Here is a 16,294-nt window from a genome sequence, read left to right as displayed (position 1 = left end):
ACATTATTTGCCCACCTCCATAATCGCTTTTTCAAATGTATTCTTAATGCTGTCCACAGCCTCATCTTTGTCGGCAATATCCATCGCGTGGATATAAAGAATCCGATTATCTTCCGATACCTCAACGACAAGTGTTCCTGGTGTAAGTGTAATTAAATTCGATAGTATCGTAATTTCCCAATCCTTGGTCAGCACGGTTTCAAATGCGAATATGCCAGGTCTCATATCCAGGCTCGGTTTAAGCACGGCCTTCAGGACGCTAATGTTGGAAAGTATGAGTTCCCTTGCGAATATGAGGAGCAATAGAACGACGGCATTCACCCTTTTCAAATAAAAACGTTCATTGAAAAAATGACGGAAGACGAACATGATGCCGAGCCCCAATATATATCCGATGATAAAAGTGCTCCCGTTAAACTCATTTTTCAAAAACATCCAGATAACCGCAAGGAACACATTCAATAAAATTTGGAATGACATCAGGCACTACTCCTTTAAAACCGCTTTGTTATAGATTTCGGGATTCATTAATGAATCTACAGCTTGTGAAATGAATGGGTAAATCGATTCAATCCCTACTCCGAATAAAACGGAAATGATCACAAGAATGACGGCAGGGACCAGCATTTTATTAACCGTTTGATTAGTTAAGGTATAATCAGCTTTCGGAGTTCCCCAAAAGCCATTCATGAATATTTTCATGACGGAATATAGGACCATCAAACTTGAAAGTAAGACAATGGCCATTCCAAAGTAGTCCCCTTTTTCGGCAGCTCCCTGAAGAATCAGGAGCTTGCCGGCGAAACCGCTGAACGGCGGGATTCCCGCCAATGATATGGCAGCTATGAAGAAGGTCCATGCAACGGCCGGGTATTGCTTGATCAAGCCGCCCATGTCCCGCAAATCATCCGATCCGCTGATTTTGATCATGATGCCAACCAGCAGGAAGAGTGCAGCCTTGATCAGCATGTCATGAATGATATATAGAATGGAGCCTGATAAAGCCTGTTCATTCATGACGGAGATGCCGAACAGGATAACCCCGACAGCGATGATGATATTGTAAATGATTATTTTTTTTACATCCCAATAAGCTATCGCACCAATGACACCGATGATGATGGTCAAGATGGCAAGTATCGCAAGGAAAGTATGGGTGAAATCCTGGTCATGATAAAACATGAGTGTATAGGTCCTGAAAATGGAATAGATCCCGACCTTTGTCAGCAATGCCCCGAATAGGGCCATCACGGGAATGGGCGGAGCATAATAGGACCCAGGGAGCCATTGGAAGAGCGGGAAAATGGCTCCCTTCAAACCGAATACGATCAAAAAGCCAATCGCTATCACCGAGACGATTCCAGGCTGGTTGACTTCCGCTATCTTCTGGCTGATGTCCGCCATGTTCAATGTTCCTAGAACTGAATAAAGGTACGCCACCATGATGACGAAAAAGGAAGAAGAAAGCACATTGACGATGATATACTTCAATGATTCCCTCAGCTGGATTTTCGTCCCTCCCAGTACAAGCAGCACGTAGGAAGCCATCAGCATGACTTCGAAGAAAACGAATAGATTGAAAAGATCCCCCGTAAGGAAGGCACCGTTTACACCAATCAGCAAAAATTGAAATACAGGATAATAATAATGTCTTTCACGTTCCTCCCCTATGGAATAAAACGAGTAAAGCAGTATGGCCAATCCAATGATATTCGTGGTCAGTACGAGCAGCGAAGAAAGCATATCTGCGACGATCACGATCCCGAATGGCGCATCCCAGCTGCCGACACCTAAAGTCAAGATCCCTTGAGTATGGACCGTAAACACTAGATAAAGGGAAATCGCAATTCCTATTAGAGAAGAAAAAAGGGATATCCCTCTTTGGAGTTTGATTTTTTTTGCAAAGAAAATGAGAAAGATGCCTGTGAAAAGCGGCCATAAAACAGGCATGAAAGTTAGATTATTCATTCGCTTCCGTACCTCTCATTTCATCCATGTCATCCGTACCGAGTTCCTGGTAGGTCCGGTATGCAAGTACCAGCAGAAATGATGTGACCCCGAAACTGATGACGATCGCCGTCAAGATAAGCGCTTGCGGAAGCGGATCGACATAGGATGCGGCTTCATCACTCAGCAATGGAACGGAACCGCCTTTCAAACCGCCCATCGTCAATATCAAAAGGTGGGCGCCGTGACTAAGCAGCCCAGTACCGATTATGATTCTTAAAATGCTTTTGGAAAGCATTAAATATGTTGCACACATAAATAGTATTCCAATGACAATGGCCATTAAAAGTTCCATTATTCACTCTCCCCTATCGTTTGAATAATGGTCATCGTTACACCAACAACCACAAGATAAACACCCAGATCAAAAAGTACCGCGGTATGAAGCGAAATGTGCCCAAGAAGCGGTAAATCAACATAATGATAAACATGTGTCATGAGGGGCACCCCAAACGCCAGCCCACCGGCTACGGTCAAGCTTGATATGAGCAAGCCTGAACCGATCATTAACTTATAGTCAATCGGCAAGATGCCGGTAACGGTCTTAATGTCGAAAGCGAGCAACAGCAGGACTATGGCGGCTGAAGTCATTAAACCGCCGACAAACCCGCCTCCTGGCGAATAATGCCCGCCTAAAAAGATGGCAACCGCGAACAGCAGGATAACAAAGGCGGCGACTTTCGTAACCGTTTGAAGAATTAGGTCATTTTGCTTCATGATTTATCTTTCCTCCCCGTCAAACGCAGTTTGATCATCGCGAATATTCCGAGCGCAGCGATGGAAAGGACAGTGATTTCAAACATTGTATCAAGTCCGCGGAAGTCAACGAGAATGACGTTCACGACGTTTTTTCCGCCTGCTTCCTTATAAGCATTTTCAAGATAGTAATTTGATATGGAATCAAATAGTTTATTGCTATGTGCCGATAAGGCAATCAATGTCACGATGACTCCTACACCAATGGATATCAACGCGTTATTCAACTTGAATGTCATCCGTTCTTCCTTTCTGCTTGCCATTAATGGAAGGTGGAAGAAACAGAGCAAAAACAGGGATACCGAAATCGTTTCGATGACTAGTTGGGTCAGGGCTAAATCTGGTGCCCGCAGCAAAACGAAAAATAAGGAAATCGTATAACCGACCGCTCCTAAGATGATAATGGAAGTTAAACGGGATCTTGCAAACAGAATGGCGATCGAGCCAATTACGATGATCGCAGCCAATATCAATTCATATAGGCCAATCCGGGCAAAGTTCCCTGTATCCAATTTAAATGCATCCTTCCAATAAAGCGTAAAGCCCAATGAGAGAATGAAGAAAAGGAAGATTGAAAGCAGATATGTCCGAATATAACCTGTCATTAAAAATTTCATGACGGATGATGCTGAGCGATCGAGCCCTCTAACCCCGTTATCATACAAAGCATTCAGGGAGATGCGTTCAGGAATCCATCTAGTGATCTTCTGCCACTTCGGAAGCGTTTTGTATAAAAGGATTCCAAATGCTATGATGCCGACGGTCATCCATACTTCAGGTTTAAATCCATGCCAGAAGGCGATATGGACTTGGAAATCGGGACCCGCCAAGCTAGGCTGTATGCTGGCTACCGCAGGTTCAATGATCCGTGAAGATAGCAAGTTTGGAAAAATACCGAAAACGATGACCAGCGAAGCAAGGATGATCGGGGATATCAGCATCCCGACCGGTGCCTCGTGGGGCCTCTTGTCCAATAGTTGCAACTGAAGTTTACCTGTAAAGGGTTTGAGCACGACGATCATGCTATATATGAAAGTGAATACACTGGCTACCCATGCCGCCACAGGGAAAAGGACCCCCCATGTCTCCATATTGAAGATATTCAATTCCAATACATTCACCATGCTGGCCAAGAACATTTCCTTGCTCAAAAAACCATTGAAGGGCGGAAGTCCAGCCATTGAAAAAGCGCCTATGACAGCGACGGTGAAAGTGATCGGCATCACCTGCATCAATCCGCCGAGCTTTCTGATATCACGTGTACCGGTTTCATGGTCAATGATGCCGGCAACCATGAAAAGGCTGCCTTTAAAGGTCGCATGATTAATCAAGTGGAATACTGCAGCAACCGTGGCTGCCAAGTATATATTTTCCCCAAAAGATTCATAGTGGAGGGCCGCTGCCCCAAGTCCCAAAAGCGACATGATCAATCCGAGCTGACTGATGGTGGAAAAAGCGAGAATACCCTTTAAATCAGTCTGCTTGATTGCTGAGAATGAGCCCCAGAACAGGGTGATCAATCCGGCGATCGAAACGAGCCAGAACCATAATCCTGATTCTGCAAAAACAGGACTTAATCGGGCTACCAAATAAATTCCGGCCTTGACCATTGTGGCGGAATGAAGGTAAGCACTGACCGGTGTCGGGGCTTCCATCGCGTCAGGAAGCCAAATATGGAACGGGAACTGTGCAGATTTGGTGAACGCTCCAAGCAGCACAAGCAAAAGTGCAGGAATGAAGAGCGAGTGGTCCATAAGTTCCCCGCTTTGGGCAATCAATTCACGAATGCTGAATGTGTTCCCCATAATGGAAAGGAGAATGATGCCGCCAAGCAAGCTTAAGCCACCAAGCACAGTGATCAACAGGGATTTCTGCGCCCCATAACGTGAACGCTCCCTTTCATTCCAATATCCTATCAAGAGAAAAGATGATAAACTCGTGAATTCCCAAAATGAATAAAGAACAATTAGATTATCGGATAAGACGACACCAAGCATCGCTCCCATGAAAAGCAAAAGGAAGACGTAAAATTGGTTCAGCTTTTCTTTCTCTTTCGATAAATAGAAAATTGAATACAGAACGACGAGTGAACCTATACCTGTAATGAGCAAGGCGAACAAAAGGCCTAGTCCATCTATATAGAAATCAACGTGAATTCCGAGAGAAGGAATCCATGTAGCGCTTTCCATAATGATATCCCCTTGTTTGGTCAAGGAAATGAACCTTGAAAAATACGTGAAAAGGAGAATCGGTAAAATCAATACAAACCATCCTGTATGTATTTGTCGAAATAGTTTGTATAATATTGGTACGATGATTGCTAATAGAAACGGTGATAATACCGCCCAATGAAGTAAAGACATAAACTCCCTCCCTTTTTAAAACGAACCTCAGCTGTCTCGTCTTATTATGCTTTTTTTGAGCAATTCTAGACGTTAGGAAATCTTCGCTGAATATGTATTTTTTTATCGAATACTTGCCTCGCTTAAAAGTATAACGCAATTTATGTGGGTTTGCATGGCTTTGAAAACGGTGAAGGCCAACTTGAACGAAGTTTTATATATAGGTAGAAAAGGAGGGGGAACCGACCTTAAAAAGTTTTATAAAAAAATTTTTTAAGGGTGAATTAATAGAATATCCATTGTGAAATAGTGGATTACCTAGCATAATATAGGGTAAAAGACGCGCGGATGGAGAAATCATGAAAAACACATATTTACTTAGCTATTTACCAATCATTTCAATCTTATTATTCAGCCTCTCCTTTGCCATTTATGGGGAAATGCAAATGCTCAAGTTATTTGGTAATTTGGGAATCTACCAAGGGATGCTTGAGTTCTTTTCTGAAACCGGCATCAAACTGGCGCTGCTGATCGTATTGCTCCTATCATTCTTCATGGTTTTCGCTGCATTGAAGCTGATCTCCGATACGATATTGGAGCTGTCTTTATTATTCTTTTCCAAGGATTCGGAGGGTAAAGCCCTTACCAGTGTAAGAAAGGGAGCGGTCATATATGTGATTGGCGGTGCCTGTTCATTGTTCAGTGTTCAGTTCATCATCGGGCTGGGGTCGATCTTTATCGCAACGAATATTGTGGCTTTAATTTATTTTGTCAATAAGTTAAGCCCAAGCCTGGACTTATCGAGGCTGGTGGGATTGGTCATCTTTCCAATCTTCGCTTGGACGGCACTGATTTCAATTGTCGCTTATGCGGGATTGAAGCTTTATAACAGCGTTATTGCAAGTCTTCCCATATAGCAAAAAAGAAGGTGCCATCTCGGCACCTTCTTTTTTCATTCGGCAGTCTGGCTGATATCTTTCCAAATCAATACATGGGGTGATTTTGAATAGATGGATTGTAGAGTGGATGGCTTGTCTCTTCCAACCCAAACTCCCGTTGTATAGTTTGCTGTCAGACCGACAAACCATATGTCTTTCACGTCATTGGTCGTACCGGTTTTCCCACCGACATAATCCGTAGGAAAGTAGGCCTTGCGGGCTGTCCCGGAAAGGGCCGTTTCGTGGAGCAGCTGCCGCATCTTGGCTACGGTGCCTTTGCTCCATATCTCCTTGGAACGGTCTTTCCATTTATAAAGGACTTTACCTTCTTGATCGGTGACTTTAGTAATGGCGCGCGCTGGCTGATAGTTTCCGTCATTGAAGGAAGTATAGGCATCCGTCAGTTCTAGGGGACTCATGCCATATTCGAATCCGCCTATGGCAGAACTTGTATGGTGGTCTTTTTTGCTCACCTTTTTAAAGTCGAAAGCATCCAGGTACTTGAAACTCGTCTCAACCCCCGTCTTTTCAAAAAGCCTTATGGCGGGTGTGTTATAGGATTGAGCGAAGGCAGTTCTTATTGAGACCATCCCGTAGCTGGCACCGCTATAATTATTTGGGCAATAGCTATTGCTGCAATAGCTTGCTCCACTAACGAGCTGATTGATGTCAGCATCCGTTTCTTCTAAGTAGGGAGCATAATCGAGAAGTGGCTTAATGGCTGACCCTGGCTGCCTATAGCTTTGGTATGCCCGATTGAAAGAATTTTTTTTATAATCCTTTCCCCCAATCAAAGAGACAAGCTCGTGCGTATGATGCTGTATAACCACTAAAGCTCCCTCGATATCATTGACACCGAGTTTTGATTGAACAGCAGTCTTTGACTGTGTTTGCAGTTTAGTATCGAGGGCGGTATGGATGGTTACACCGGAATTCAAAAGCTTTTTTATCTTTTTATCCAGCTCGGCTTCTGCCTGCTTACGGATAGCGATATCAGGGCTTTGCAGAGTTTTGTCGAAACCCTCGGAGGATGCAACCAGGTTTTTCAATTCCTGATGAACATACGTCACGTAATCGGGATATAAGTCGACTGGGGTGGACAAGTCTAATTTAATCGTACTTTTGATAAGTTTTTCGTACTCGTCCTGTTTTAAATCACCTTCGGCCACCATTTGTTTCAGTAATCTCTCCTGACGCTGTTTCGTTGCATCGAAATGTTTAAGAGGATTATAGTTTTCCGGATTATTAGGGATTGCGGCCAGGAAGGCAAGTTCTGCCTTGGATAACTCTCCAGTCGGTTTACTGAAATAATATTGGGAAGCAGCTTCGATTCCATATGCGCCATTACTGAAATATATGGCATTCAAATACAGCTCCATGATTTCCGGTTTTGATTTTTTTCTCTCTATCTGATGGGCATAAATGAACTCACTGAGTTTTCGGCTATACGTCCTATCATGCGAGAGATAAACATTCCTGGCCAGTTGCTGGGTAATGGTACTGCCGCCTTGTTCGATTGCTTTATTTTGTGAATTGATAAGAAGCGCCCTGCTTATGCCGGATATGTCAACGCCTGCATGATCATAAAATTTCTGATCCTCTGTAACGATGAACAGATTTTCCAGGAAAGGGGGGATGTCTTCAAGTTTTAGGTAAGTTCGTTTCTCACCAGTGGAAATTTCACTGATGACCTTTCCATTTGCGGCCTTCATGTAACTATTCTGAGCCAGTTTTATCGATTCAATGGGAATTCGCTCGTCGAGTACATGATAGGGAGATTGCGCTACGGACCACTCCTGATAAGAAAGGAAAATGGAAAGGATCAGTATGGGAACTAAGAGGAAAATCGTGATATAACCAAGATACGTGCGCATAGTTCAACTTCCTCACTAATATATTTTTAGTATGTCCTTGGATTGAAGGGATGTAAAAATGGTACTTTTGGTCCATTCATCCATCATAATCCAAATAAGGTAGACAATAAAGAGTTTTGGGTAAATTAGGTATGACGTCAGGGTCCGTATCCGAATGGTATGTTACGATCCTAAGAAAAAATTCTAAATCTTCTGTTATAATGAGAAAAAAACATTTTTTGCATATATGTTGATGTCAGGAATATGAAGGGGGTCATAAAAATGGATGAACAACAGCAATATGTATTCATTGATTTTGAATTTACGATGCCGGAAGGAAAAGCCAATCCAGTAGGGTTTTATCCGGAAATCATTGAGGTTGGTTTAGTCACCGTCATTAATGAGACCATTCAGGAACAATTCTCATCTTTTGTTAATCCGATGAAATTTCCAGTTTTGACGGGGAGATGCAAGAAGTTCTTGAACATTGCCCAGGATCAGGTGGACCGGGGGATTTCATTTGAAGAGCTGGTCACTTTATTGAAGAAAATGGATGAGCAGCACCCGACGACGATTGTTACATGGGGAAATATGGACATGAAGGTGCTTCGCCAGAACTGTCAGAAAGCAGGGTTGGATTTCCCTTTTTCAGGGAAACAAATTGATCTTTGCCTGGAGTATAAACGCTTTTTCGGGGATCAAAACCAAACCGGACTTTGGAAAGCTGTACAGGCCTATGGCAAAGAAGGGACAGGCAAGCATCACAGGGCGTTGGATGATGCCATTACGACCTATAATATCTTTAAGTTAGTAGAGAAAGATAAAAGTTATATGAAAAATCATGAACCGACGACAATTGGCGATCGCATTGATTTATCAAAGGTTTTGAATCATTTAGCGTTATAAAAGCCAAATCATATACTACTGATTTGGCTTTTATCATGCTTTATTTGAAATAGTCTGCTGCTAGATCTTTAAGCAACTGTAAGCTTTTATCATTCCACTCTGTTTGGGCTTCGCTTAAAGTGCTTTTCATTTTCTCAACTGCTTCTCTTAAGGATTCCTTATACTCAGGAATCTCCTCATCAAAGTTCTTTACCATATTCTTTGGTACATTGGTTTGCTCCCGGAATGCCAGAGCACGCCGTTGATGGAACATGGACACTTCCGTTTGCTTCGGGTTATGAAGATCTCCCTGCATGGGATGCTTCAAGACAGCCAACACTTTAACAAGATATGCAGCAGGTCTGATATCGGTGACTTCCCCGATGTATTTTCCAGTTTTATATATGGCGGTAACCTTATCGCCTATTTTAAAATCCTGTTCTGACATTTCCCTACCACCTTTCTTTTAACTTCCTTCATGATACATAAGAACAACGATTTTTCACAGCGAATTTGTTCAATTTCGTAAAGATGCTTTTTTTATGGAAATCGTGTAAAGTGTACAAATGAAGATGAAAAATGGTGTTTCATGCCATTTTATTTTTAAAAAGAAAGAGGTTATGTCCAATGACAAACTTTCCACAATTAACAAGTGAAGTTTTGGAAAATGAAAAAGCGGTTATCATGCAAACGACGATGGGCGATATTAAAATTAAACTATTCCCTGAACTGGCTCCAAAGACAGTGGAGAATTTCCTGACACATGCTGAAAACGGTTATTACGAAGGAATCATCTTCCACCGTGTCATCAAGGATTTCATGCTTCAAGGCGGAGATCCGACAGGGACTGGAATGGGTGGAGAAAGTATCTGGGGAGCTCCATTTGAGGACGAGTTCTCCATGCAATTATTCAATTTGCGCGGAGCTCTTTCCATGGCTAATGCAGGCCCGGGAACAAACGGCAGCCAATTCTTCGTCGTACAAGCCCAGCATGTGGACAGCAGGATGGGTGAGCAAATGAAGCAAGCCGGTTATCCGGAGGAAATCATCAGTGCATATATGGAACAAGGAGGCACACCTTGGCTGGATCATAAACACTCTGTTTTTGGACAAGTGGTCGAAGGCATGGACGTTGTTGATACGATTGCCAACGTGGAGACAGTTGCGGGAGACAAGCCAGCAGTGGACGTGGTCATAAAAGGGATCACCATTTTATAAATAAAAGAAAAGGGGGGGGCTTACTGCCTCTCGTTTTTTTATGTTTTAGTGGATTAGGCCCACTAGTGGATTGTTCTGGTAATTGATATAATGGGATAATGCAGTTTAATTCCCTATCAGGAAGGATGTATCGGATGGACTTTCTCAATCATGCTTTACTGGGTTTGTTTCTTTACTTTCCAGAAGACAAGACTGAATATATCTCGGCTGGTATAACTTGCTTCATTTTTTTAGTGGCAGCCGTTTTTACGATGAGGGCAATTATAAGATATTCAAAGAAGGAAGAAATGAAAACCAAGCAATTCGAAGATGAAGTCACCAAAAGGAACCAGCGAATGAAGGATGATACCATTTCTTGATCCTAGAAGATGCCAGCAATTTGCGAGCCCCGTTTTTTTGATATTGATTATCTGAATATGAATGGTATTATGTTTTTGTTAGAAGGTAGAGATGAATTAAATGTTCCCTTATCAGCATAAGCATTTTATACTATAAACATAGAGATAGAAATTTTGGGGGCGTAATTGGTTATGCAAATCATAGCGAAAAGAATGATTGCGGCAGATACGGTTAAGGATTTTTTCATTCAGCACTGGGAGACGACTCAAGTCGTTTTTTCAAGAGGCTTGTTTCATTATGCGGAACTTGAGGGTGTTGGGGTGATGAACGAGAATGAAAAAATCACGGGGTTGGGAACATACAAATTATCCGGCCATGTTTGTCAGATCATCTCTTTGAATAGTGAGCGTGAGAATCAAGGTGTGGGCTCATCGTTGCTTTACGTGATGGAAAATATCGCTAAGGAAAAAAATTGCCATACTATTAAAGCGATTACAACGAACGATAATCTACAGGCATTGAAGTTTTTTCAAAAGCGTGGTTATGTCATCTCGGAAATCGTTAAAAATGCCGTTGAAGAATCACGGAAAATCAAGCCCGAAATACCATTTTACAGTTTTGATGGAATTCCGATCAGAGACGAGATAATACTGGAGAAATACTTATAATAAGGTGAGATTCACCTGGATTTTGATAGGGGGAATAGGGATGTTTAAGAAAATGGCGGCAGATGCCCTTGGTCTTAGTGATATTGGAAGTGTGATTAAGCCTGCTGATTATGACAAGGTGGATGCAGATGACTATATCATGCATGAAGATGGGGAAAAAATTTATTTCCTGATCAAATCGAAAACCGATGAGTATTGTTTTACGAATCAAGCCTTCATACATTTGGACGGCACAAGTGCCATAAGCAAAAAGCGTACACTTACAAGGTATAGCTACAGCCAGCATAATATTTCCAACGCTACACTTGAAACCGCAGGAACCGTGGATTTGGATGCGGAAATTAAATTTTCGATCGGTGCAAAGACTTTCTCGATTGATGTCCATAAGAAATTCATTGAAGAATTAAAAGACTTATTCAAATCACTCGTGAAAATCTCGGAAATTTGCCATGAGAATGAGTATGCCCTTCAATATGCCCAGCAAAGCGTAAACCTTGCTTCTTCCACTTTGAACCAGGTTCGAACTGATGGAAGCCAAATGGCTGAAAGTTTCAAGGAAATTAATTCTGCAGCTTTCGAATGGTTGATGGATAGCCGGAAAAAGTACCATGTTAAAGATTTCGGCTTTGTTTTCGAGAAATATATCAATAATTAAAAAAGGAGGCGAACACGGAATGATGTGTCCGCCTTCTTTTTTATTTGTTCAAATCACTCAAGCCAGGGCTATGTTCATTTGGCATATCCGGCATTTCAGGGACAGGGAATCCTTTTGGCGGATCGGTAACAGCAAGGTTTCCGCCATTTCGGCTTGGTGTCTCCCCTTTGAAAATCTCGCCGATTCGTGTTTGGTCCAGCCTGAAATTGAATTGTGCATTATGGTAGCCTAAATCCACATATTTGCGGCATTCAGGATATTTGTTCAAATCATAATTAGGTACAGGGAAGATTTTTCCCCAGTCAACCCCAAGCGTTTCTAATGCCTTGGCAAATGCATTTTGGTGGGCATTGTCGCGCACCATTAAAAATGCCAGTGTTTCGCGCATGGATTTATTGGAACTCATTTCATAAATCCTGGACTTTTGCAGGACCCCTGTGGATTCAAGCATGACATTGTTCAAAAGGTTAGCCACAAGATTACCATGATCATAAACCCATGATCCATTCCATGGATTGCCGCCAGCATCGACGGGCAGGGATGCTTTCGCACCGATGATGAAGTGATGGGGGTTTGCGCCGCCTTTGATGACTTCATCCAGTGGGGCGCCATCGGTAGCGGAATCTCCAGGCATATTCCCGCCAGCACCATTCAGCAGCTGGTTGATGGTTGATTGGACAAGTTCAATGTGGCTAAGTTCCTCCAAGAAAACTCCACGGAGTAAATCACGATATTGTTTAGCCTTGCCGCGGAAGTTTGCGCTTTGGAAAGAATACTGCATCATCGTCCGCATTTCGCCGAATTGTCCTCCAAGCGCTTCCTGAAGTACTTTTGCTGCATTCGGATCAGGCTTATCGGGAACGATCATATTGATTAAGTCTTCTTTATAGAAATACAATTGAAAAGCCCTCCTTGAAGTTAATATTCCTAAGTTAGCTTCTGTTATCTGAATTAAATTATTCCTAAGGTAAAAAGTACCTTTATGGAATGGCGGGAAGAGAGAAATACTAGAGGGAAGAACGATTTTGAAAGGATGTTGCACATGCTATCCAATCAGCAGCTTAAAGAATTTCAACAGCAATTGCAGCAATCGAAGCAAGAGTTGGAAGAGCGGTTAAATGATTCAGGCAACTACGATTTAAGAAGAAGCTTGGAGGATTCGACAGGTGAGTTATCGAGTTACGATAATCATCCCGGAGATGAAGGAACCGAGTTATATGAACGGGAAAAGGATTTGGCCCTTTCCGAGCATGACCGCGATGAAATAAGGGATATTGAACGAGCGCTTTCCGCCATCGAGGCAGGTGATTATGGAAAGTGTGAGGTTTGTTCAAAGGAAATACCTCTTGAACGTTTGAATGCCATCCCTACCACTACTTATTGTGTCGAGCATACCCCATCACAGGAAACTTCGGACAATCGGCCGGTGGAAGAGGAAGTGCTGGGACCCCCATTTGGAAAATTCGATTATGATGACCGTCACGAATCGGTAGCATACGATGCGGAGGATTCATGGCAGGATGTTGCCAGTTATGGAACATCTGAATCGCCTTCCGATTTTGTAAATCCGCCAAACGATTATGAAGATATGTATGTCGAGTCCGAAGAAAATATCGGATATGTCGAAAATTATGAAAACTTTGTTGGTGTGGATCTATACGGTAAAGAGATAACGGTTTATCCAAACTCCCAATATCAAGAATTGAAGGAAGAACTTTTTGAAGAAAATATTCAAACCTCGTTTGGGGATTTGCCACGATATGAGCATGATCCTTATGTCGATGAAGAGAAAGATTGAAAAAGAAGAACCAGGATTCTAATCCTGGTTCTTCTTTTTATTTATGAAAACGCCAATTTCAAACGGTTTAGCCCTTCCATCAGGACGCTGCGTGAACAACCGAGATTCATTCGGACGAAACCTTCCCCACCAGGTCCATATTTTGAACCAGGTTCCAATGCGAGCTTCCCTTGATGGATCAGTCGATCCTTGATTTCCTTGTCGGTCAATCCAAGGTCACGGCAGTCAATCCATAAAAGGTAAGAAGCTTCCGGATGCATGACATGCAGTGAAGGAATTTCGGCAGCAATGAATTCCTCTGCCACTTTAATATTTTCCTCAATGTAGCCAATCATTTCTTCAAGCCATTCCAGGCCCTCTCGATAAGCGGCTTCCATTGCTGTTAAGGCAAAGATGTTAAGACCATGGAAGGCCAGTTTCGTTTGCGCCTTTTGTAGTTGCTTCTGCAATTTTTCATTACTGGCGATCAGGAATGAAGCCTGAATGCCGGCAATATTGAATGTTTTGCTTGGCGCCATCAATGTAACGGTTATGTCCGCCAAATTTTTTGAAAGCGAGCCGATCGGATAATGCCTTGATGTTTTATGGAATAAGTCAGCATGTATCTCATCACTGACGATGACTACATTATATTTTGCACATAACTCCCCGATTCGTAACAGTTCGCCCTTAGTCCAAACGCGTCCGCCCGGGTTATGCGGACTGCAAAAAAGGAATAGTTTCACTCCGCTTTTCAGCTTGTCCTCAAAATCGGTGAAATCAATCTCGAAGCGGTCCTCTTCCATGATAAGGGGACTATTGACCACCACCCGGTCATTATTTTTGATCATATCAAAAAATGGGGTATAGACTGGAGATTGTAACAATATTTTATCGCCCGGGTTCGTGAATGCTTGGATCGTTGTACCGATTGCAGAAACGACGCCAGAGCTAAATGAAATCCACTCTTTATCGATTTGCCAGGAATGCCGGTCTTTAAGCCAGCTTTGAATTTCAGTGAAAACCGTTTCAGAAGGGACCGTATAGCCGAAAATTGGATGGTTCAAACGTTCCATCAATGCCTTTTGAATGCCCTCAGGAGATGGGAAGTCCATATCGGCAACCCACATCGGAAGAACATCTTCGCGACCATATAATGATGTGAGCGAGTTTTTATCCCATTTTGCAGACCCTGAATTTTCCCTGTTTATTTGTTCTTCGAATATTGACTTGTTCAAAATATCCACCACCGAATAAAAATTTGTCATTTCGCGAAAAGCTTGTTGTTATGATACTATGAAATCATGTTCTTTGAAAATATTGAGCAGGTGATGATTAAATGGATACACAGCAAATGAATCTAGCGTTGGTTGCCGTATTGCAAGAATGGGATCCATTCAAGATAGGATGGGATCTTTATGAGCCGGAAATTGCAGATACGGTCGTAGCAATCCGGGATATAGATGAACCAAAGGAACTGGCGGAAAAAATAAAATCCATTTACGAGTTCTCGTTCGATGAATCCGTTCAGATGGAAAAGTGCCTTGAAGTTGCACAACAGCTGCTCATCATAAAAAATGATGCCAGCTGCTCGATCTAAAGGTGAAAAAGGGTGTACCCATCAGGGGCACCTTTTTTAGGTTTTTTTTGCTCTATACTCGTAGTTTGTGCAGTATAATCGCAATTTGTGCAGTATAATCGTGAATTTGCGCGATCTACTCGTAAATTTGTGCAATTTACTCGTGAGTTTCGGCGATTTACTCGAGAGTTTGCACGATTTACTCGTGAATTTCGGCGATATACTCGTGAGTCGTTGGGGTGGCCACTCCAATGAACCCTTTAATTAATTGATACACTTCTTCCGGTTTCTCCTCTGGAAGAAGGTGCCCGGATTCCTCAAGGACAACAAGCTTGGAATTAGGCAGGTCTTCATGGAGCCTTTGGCCAATATTCAATGGCACAACTCGATCATGCCTTCCCCAAATAAGCAGGCATGGTGTATGGATATCACTAAGGTCATCCTTCAATAAATCGACTTCCTTGTCTCGAAGCATCCTCCCCAATGCCCGGAAAATATCATGCTTCTTTATGAAGGGACCTAGGTATCCCTGCCGCATTTCATCGTCAATCATTGCCGGGTCGTGGACGACATTTTTCAAATTCTTTTCGATACCTGATTTTTGTAGATGCCGTTTTATCCCGAATGAAAAGAAGGGCAGGTAACTGACCATCTTCATTTTCTCCGAATAGCTGGGCTGATAGCCTGAACCGGCAAGAAGAATGGCATGGTCGACAAGATGAGGATACGATTTGATGAGCTGCAGGGAAATCTGCCCGCCCATGGAATGGCCGATGGTGCTGAATTTCCTGATGTCTTTTCCTTCTAAGAACATAACGACTGATTTAGCGATGTTCCGGAATGAATATGTATATCGATAATCTTTTCCGCTTTGCCCGAATGGCGGGAGGTCTATGGAAATCACATTGTATTCCTTGATTAAATAGGGCACTAATTTACGGAAACTGAAGCTCGACGACAAAAATCCATGAAGCAGGACAAGGGTGGGTAGGGAATCGTCGATTCGGTCATATTCAAAATAGATATCCATATTGCCCACCTGTTCGACGCCTTTGATTGTATGACTTTCCATAAAAGCTCCTCCTCCGTAATTGGTCCATGATAAAAATCCATGTTTTCCTGGATATTCCAAAAAAGGTCCTTTAATACTGTTGCATAACAGTAATTGTAATAATAACGATGAAAAAAGACAATTACTATAACAGGTCACCAACCAATTTTGATATAATAGTGTAAGTTTATCCTGACAGAATAGGACTTATTAAATTATATTGTCA

General features: G+C 42.5%; 18 protein-coding genes. 8 read left to right on the top strand and 10 right to left on the bottom strand.

The annotated features are described in order from the left end of the window. Window positions 1-3: 3 nt before the first annotated feature. Genes JNUCC41_RS06740 through JNUCC41_RS06720 form a run of 5 tightly spaced genes read right to left on the bottom strand, consistent with a single transcriptional unit; the run spans window position 4 to window position 5,126 of the window. Window positions 4-480, bottom strand: a complete 477-nt coding sequence (locus JNUCC41_RS06740) for a Na+/H+ antiporter subunit E (RefSeq protein WP_076368131.1) — start codon at window positions 478-480, stop codon at window positions 4-6. Between the two features lie 6 nt (window positions 481-486). Next, window positions 487-1,968, bottom strand: a complete 1,482-nt coding sequence (locus JNUCC41_RS06735; RefSeq protein ID WP_192206918.1) for a Na+/H+ antiporter subunit D — start codon at window positions 1,966-1,968, stop codon at window positions 487-489. Further along, window positions 1,961-2,302: a Na(+)/H(+) antiporter subunit C gene (locus tag JNUCC41_RS06730; RefSeq protein WP_192206917.1), complete on the bottom strand. Its 342-nt coding sequence runs from the start codon at window positions 2,300-2,302 to the stop codon at window positions 1,961-1,963. The genes JNUCC41_RS06735 and JNUCC41_RS06730 overlap by 8 nt, the downstream gene beginning before the upstream one ends. Then, window positions 2,302-2,724, bottom strand: coding sequence for a Na(+)/H(+) antiporter subunit B (locus JNUCC41_RS06725; RefSeq protein WP_192206916.1), 423 nt, complete (start codon window positions 2,722-2,724; stop codon window positions 2,302-2,304). Before JNUCC41_RS06725 ends, JNUCC41_RS06730 begins: the two co-directional genes overlap by 1 nt. Continuing rightward, on the bottom strand, window positions 2,721-5,126 hold the full coding sequence (locus JNUCC41_RS06720; RefSeq protein WP_192206915.1) for a Na+/H+ antiporter subunit A: 2,406 nt from the start codon (window positions 5,124-5,126) through the stop codon (window positions 2,721-2,723). The genes JNUCC41_RS06725 and JNUCC41_RS06720 overlap by 4 nt, the downstream gene beginning before the upstream one ends. Window positions 5,127-5,464: 338 nt before the next feature. On the opposite strand from JNUCC41_RS06720, the gene JNUCC41_RS06715 reads away from it, so the two are divergent. Beyond that, complete coding sequence (locus JNUCC41_RS06715; protein WP_192206914.1) at window positions 5,465-6,022, top strand: DUF5366 family protein; 558 nt, start codon at window positions 5,465-5,467, stop codon at window positions 6,020-6,022. Between the two features lie 35 nt (window positions 6,023-6,057). Here JNUCC41_RS06715 and JNUCC41_RS06710 read toward each other — a convergent pair whose 3' ends face one another. Further along, window positions 6,058-7,917, bottom strand: a complete 1,860-nt coding sequence (locus JNUCC41_RS06710) for a transglycosylase domain-containing protein (RefSeq protein WP_192206913.1) — start codon at window positions 7,915-7,917, stop codon at window positions 6,058-6,060. Window positions 7,918-8,178: 261 nt separating this feature from the next. Between JNUCC41_RS06710 and kapD the strand changes: the two genes are divergently transcribed. Then, window positions 8,179-8,802, top strand: a complete 624-nt coding sequence (kapD, locus tag JNUCC41_RS06705; protein ID WP_192206912.1) for a 3'-5' exonuclease KapD — start codon at window positions 8,179-8,181, stop codon at window positions 8,800-8,802. Between the two features lie 40 nt (window positions 8,803-8,842). On the opposite strand, the gene JNUCC41_RS06700 is transcribed toward kapD, so the two are convergent. Beyond that, entirely contained in the window at window positions 8,843-9,229 is a 387-nt protein-coding gene (locus JNUCC41_RS06700; RefSeq protein WP_192206911.1) for a kinase-associated lipoprotein KapB, read from the bottom strand. A gap of 179 nt (window positions 9,230-9,408) precedes the next feature. Between JNUCC41_RS06700 and JNUCC41_RS06695 the strand changes: the two genes are divergently transcribed. The 4 genes from JNUCC41_RS06695 to JNUCC41_RS06680 all read left to right on the top strand — a co-directional run bounded on the left by JNUCC41_RS06695 (window position 9,409) and on the right by JNUCC41_RS06680 (window position 11,661). Further along, a complete protein-coding gene (locus JNUCC41_RS06695; protein WP_034310270.1) occupies window positions 9,409-9,999 on the top strand; it encodes a peptidylprolyl isomerase in 591 nt (196 codons plus the stop codon). 134 nt (window positions 10,000-10,133) lie between these two features. Next, on the top strand, window positions 10,134-10,358 hold the full coding sequence (locus JNUCC41_RS06690; RefSeq protein ID WP_192206910.1) for a hypothetical protein: 225 nt from the start codon (window positions 10,134-10,136) through the stop codon (window positions 10,356-10,358). A gap of 171 nt (window positions 10,359-10,529) precedes the next feature. Then, a complete protein-coding gene (locus JNUCC41_RS06685; protein ID WP_192206909.1) occupies window positions 10,530-11,006 on the top strand; it encodes a GNAT family N-acetyltransferase in 477 nt (158 codons plus the stop codon). A 40-nt stretch (window positions 11,007-11,046) separates the two neighbouring features. Next, a complete protein-coding gene (locus tag JNUCC41_RS06680; protein WP_192206908.1) occupies window positions 11,047-11,661 on the top strand; it encodes a PH domain-containing protein in 615 nt (204 codons plus the stop codon). 40 nt (window positions 11,662-11,701) lie between these two features. On the opposite strand, the gene JNUCC41_RS06675 is transcribed toward JNUCC41_RS06680, so the two are convergent. Further along, complete coding sequence (locus JNUCC41_RS06675; RefSeq protein WP_192206907.1) at window positions 11,702-12,559, bottom strand: manganese catalase family protein; 858 nt, start codon at window positions 12,557-12,559, stop codon at window positions 11,702-11,704. 144 nt (window positions 12,560-12,703) lie between these two features. Here JNUCC41_RS06675 and JNUCC41_RS06670 point away from each other — a divergent pair, with 144 nt between their 5' ends. Continuing rightward, window positions 12,704-13,459, top strand: coding sequence for a TraR/DksA C4-type zinc finger protein (locus JNUCC41_RS06670; protein ID WP_192206906.1), 756 nt, complete (start codon window positions 12,704-12,706; stop codon window positions 13,457-13,459). A 41-nt stretch (window positions 13,460-13,500) separates the two neighbouring features. On the opposite strand, the gene JNUCC41_RS06665 is transcribed toward JNUCC41_RS06670, so the two are convergent. Continuing rightward, window positions 13,501-14,685, bottom strand: a complete 1,185-nt coding sequence (locus tag JNUCC41_RS06665) for a MalY/PatB family protein (protein ID WP_342615885.1) — start codon at window positions 14,683-14,685, stop codon at window positions 13,501-13,503. Window positions 14,686-14,777: 92 nt separating this feature from the next. Between JNUCC41_RS06665 and JNUCC41_RS06660 the strand changes: the two genes are divergently transcribed. Continuing rightward, window positions 14,778-15,038, top strand: a complete 261-nt coding sequence (locus tag JNUCC41_RS06660) for a DUF1871 family protein (RefSeq protein WP_192206904.1) — start codon at window positions 14,778-14,780, stop codon at window positions 15,036-15,038. A gap of 178 nt (window positions 15,039-15,216) precedes the next feature. On the opposite strand, the gene JNUCC41_RS06655 is transcribed toward JNUCC41_RS06660, so the two are convergent. After that, complete coding sequence (locus JNUCC41_RS06655; protein WP_192206903.1) at window positions 15,217-16,089, bottom strand: alpha/beta fold hydrolase; 873 nt, start codon at window positions 16,087-16,089, stop codon at window positions 15,217-15,219. Between the last annotated feature and the right edge of the window lie 205 nt (window positions 16,090-16,294).

Source organism: Brevibacillus sp. JNUCC-41, assembly GCF_014844095.1.
Lineage (GTDB): Bacteria > Bacillota > Bacilli > Bacillales > DSM-1321 > Peribacillus > Peribacillus aracenensis.
Note: the sequence above shows the minus strand (reverse complement) of the source record. Positions and strands in the feature narration are given on the sequence as shown.

Bases quoted from the DNA above. Each gene is read 5' to 3' on its own strand.
- JNUCC41_RS06710 (WP_192206913.1), bottom strand. From the start codon at position 7,917: ATGCGCACGTATCTTGGTTATATCACGATTTTCCTCTTAGTTCCCATA.
- JNUCC41_RS06685 (WP_192206909.1), top strand. From the start codon at position 10,530: ATGCAAATCATAGCGAAAAGAATGATTGCGGCAGATACGGTTAAGGAT.
- kapD (WP_192206912.1), top strand. From the start codon at position 8,179: ATGGATGAACAACAGCAATATGTATTCATTGATTTTGAATTTACGATG.
- JNUCC41_RS06735 (WP_192206918.1), bottom strand. From the start codon at position 1,968: ATGAATAATCTAACTTTCATGCCTGTTTTATGGCCGCTTTTCACAGGC.
- JNUCC41_RS06655 (WP_192206903.1), bottom strand. From the start codon at position 16,089: ATGGAAAGTCATACAATCAAAGGCGTCGAACAGGTGGGCAATATGGAT.
- JNUCC41_RS06725 (WP_192206916.1), bottom strand. From the start codon at position 2,724: ATGAAGCAAAATGACCTAATTCTTCAAACGGTTACGAAAGTCGCCGCC.
- JNUCC41_RS06715 (WP_192206914.1), top strand. From the start codon at position 5,465: ATGAAAAACACATATTTACTTAGCTATTTACCAATCATTTCAATCTTA.
- JNUCC41_RS06690 (WP_192206910.1), top strand. From the start codon at position 10,134: ATGGACTTTCTCAATCATGCTTTACTGGGTTTGTTTCTTTACTTTCCA.
- JNUCC41_RS06720 (WP_192206915.1), bottom strand. From the start codon at position 5,126: ATGTCTTTACTTCATTGGGCGGTATTATCACCGTTTCTATTAGCAATC.
- JNUCC41_RS06700 (WP_192206911.1), bottom strand. From the start codon at position 9,229: ATGTCAGAACAGGATTTTAAAATAGGCGATAAGGTTACCGCCATATAT.
- JNUCC41_RS06740 (WP_076368131.1), bottom strand. From the start codon at position 480: ATGTCATTCCAAATTTTATTGAATGTGTTCCTTGCGGTTATCTGGATG.
- JNUCC41_RS06695 (WP_034310270.1), top strand. From the start codon at position 9,409: ATGACAAACTTTCCACAATTAACAAGTGAAGTTTTGGAAAATGAAAAA.
- JNUCC41_RS06730 (WP_192206917.1), bottom strand. From the start codon at position 2,302: ATGGAACTTTTAATGGCCATTGTCATTGGAATACTATTTATGTGTGCA.
- JNUCC41_RS06660 (WP_192206904.1), top strand. From the start codon at position 14,778: ATGGATACACAGCAAATGAATCTAGCGTTGGTTGCCGTATTGCAAGAA.
- JNUCC41_RS06680 (WP_192206908.1), top strand. From the start codon at position 11,047: ATGTTTAAGAAAATGGCGGCAGATGCCCTTGGTCTTAGTGATATTGGA.
- JNUCC41_RS06670 (WP_192206906.1), top strand. From the start codon at position 12,704: ATGCTATCCAATCAGCAGCTTAAAGAATTTCAACAGCAATTGCAGCAA.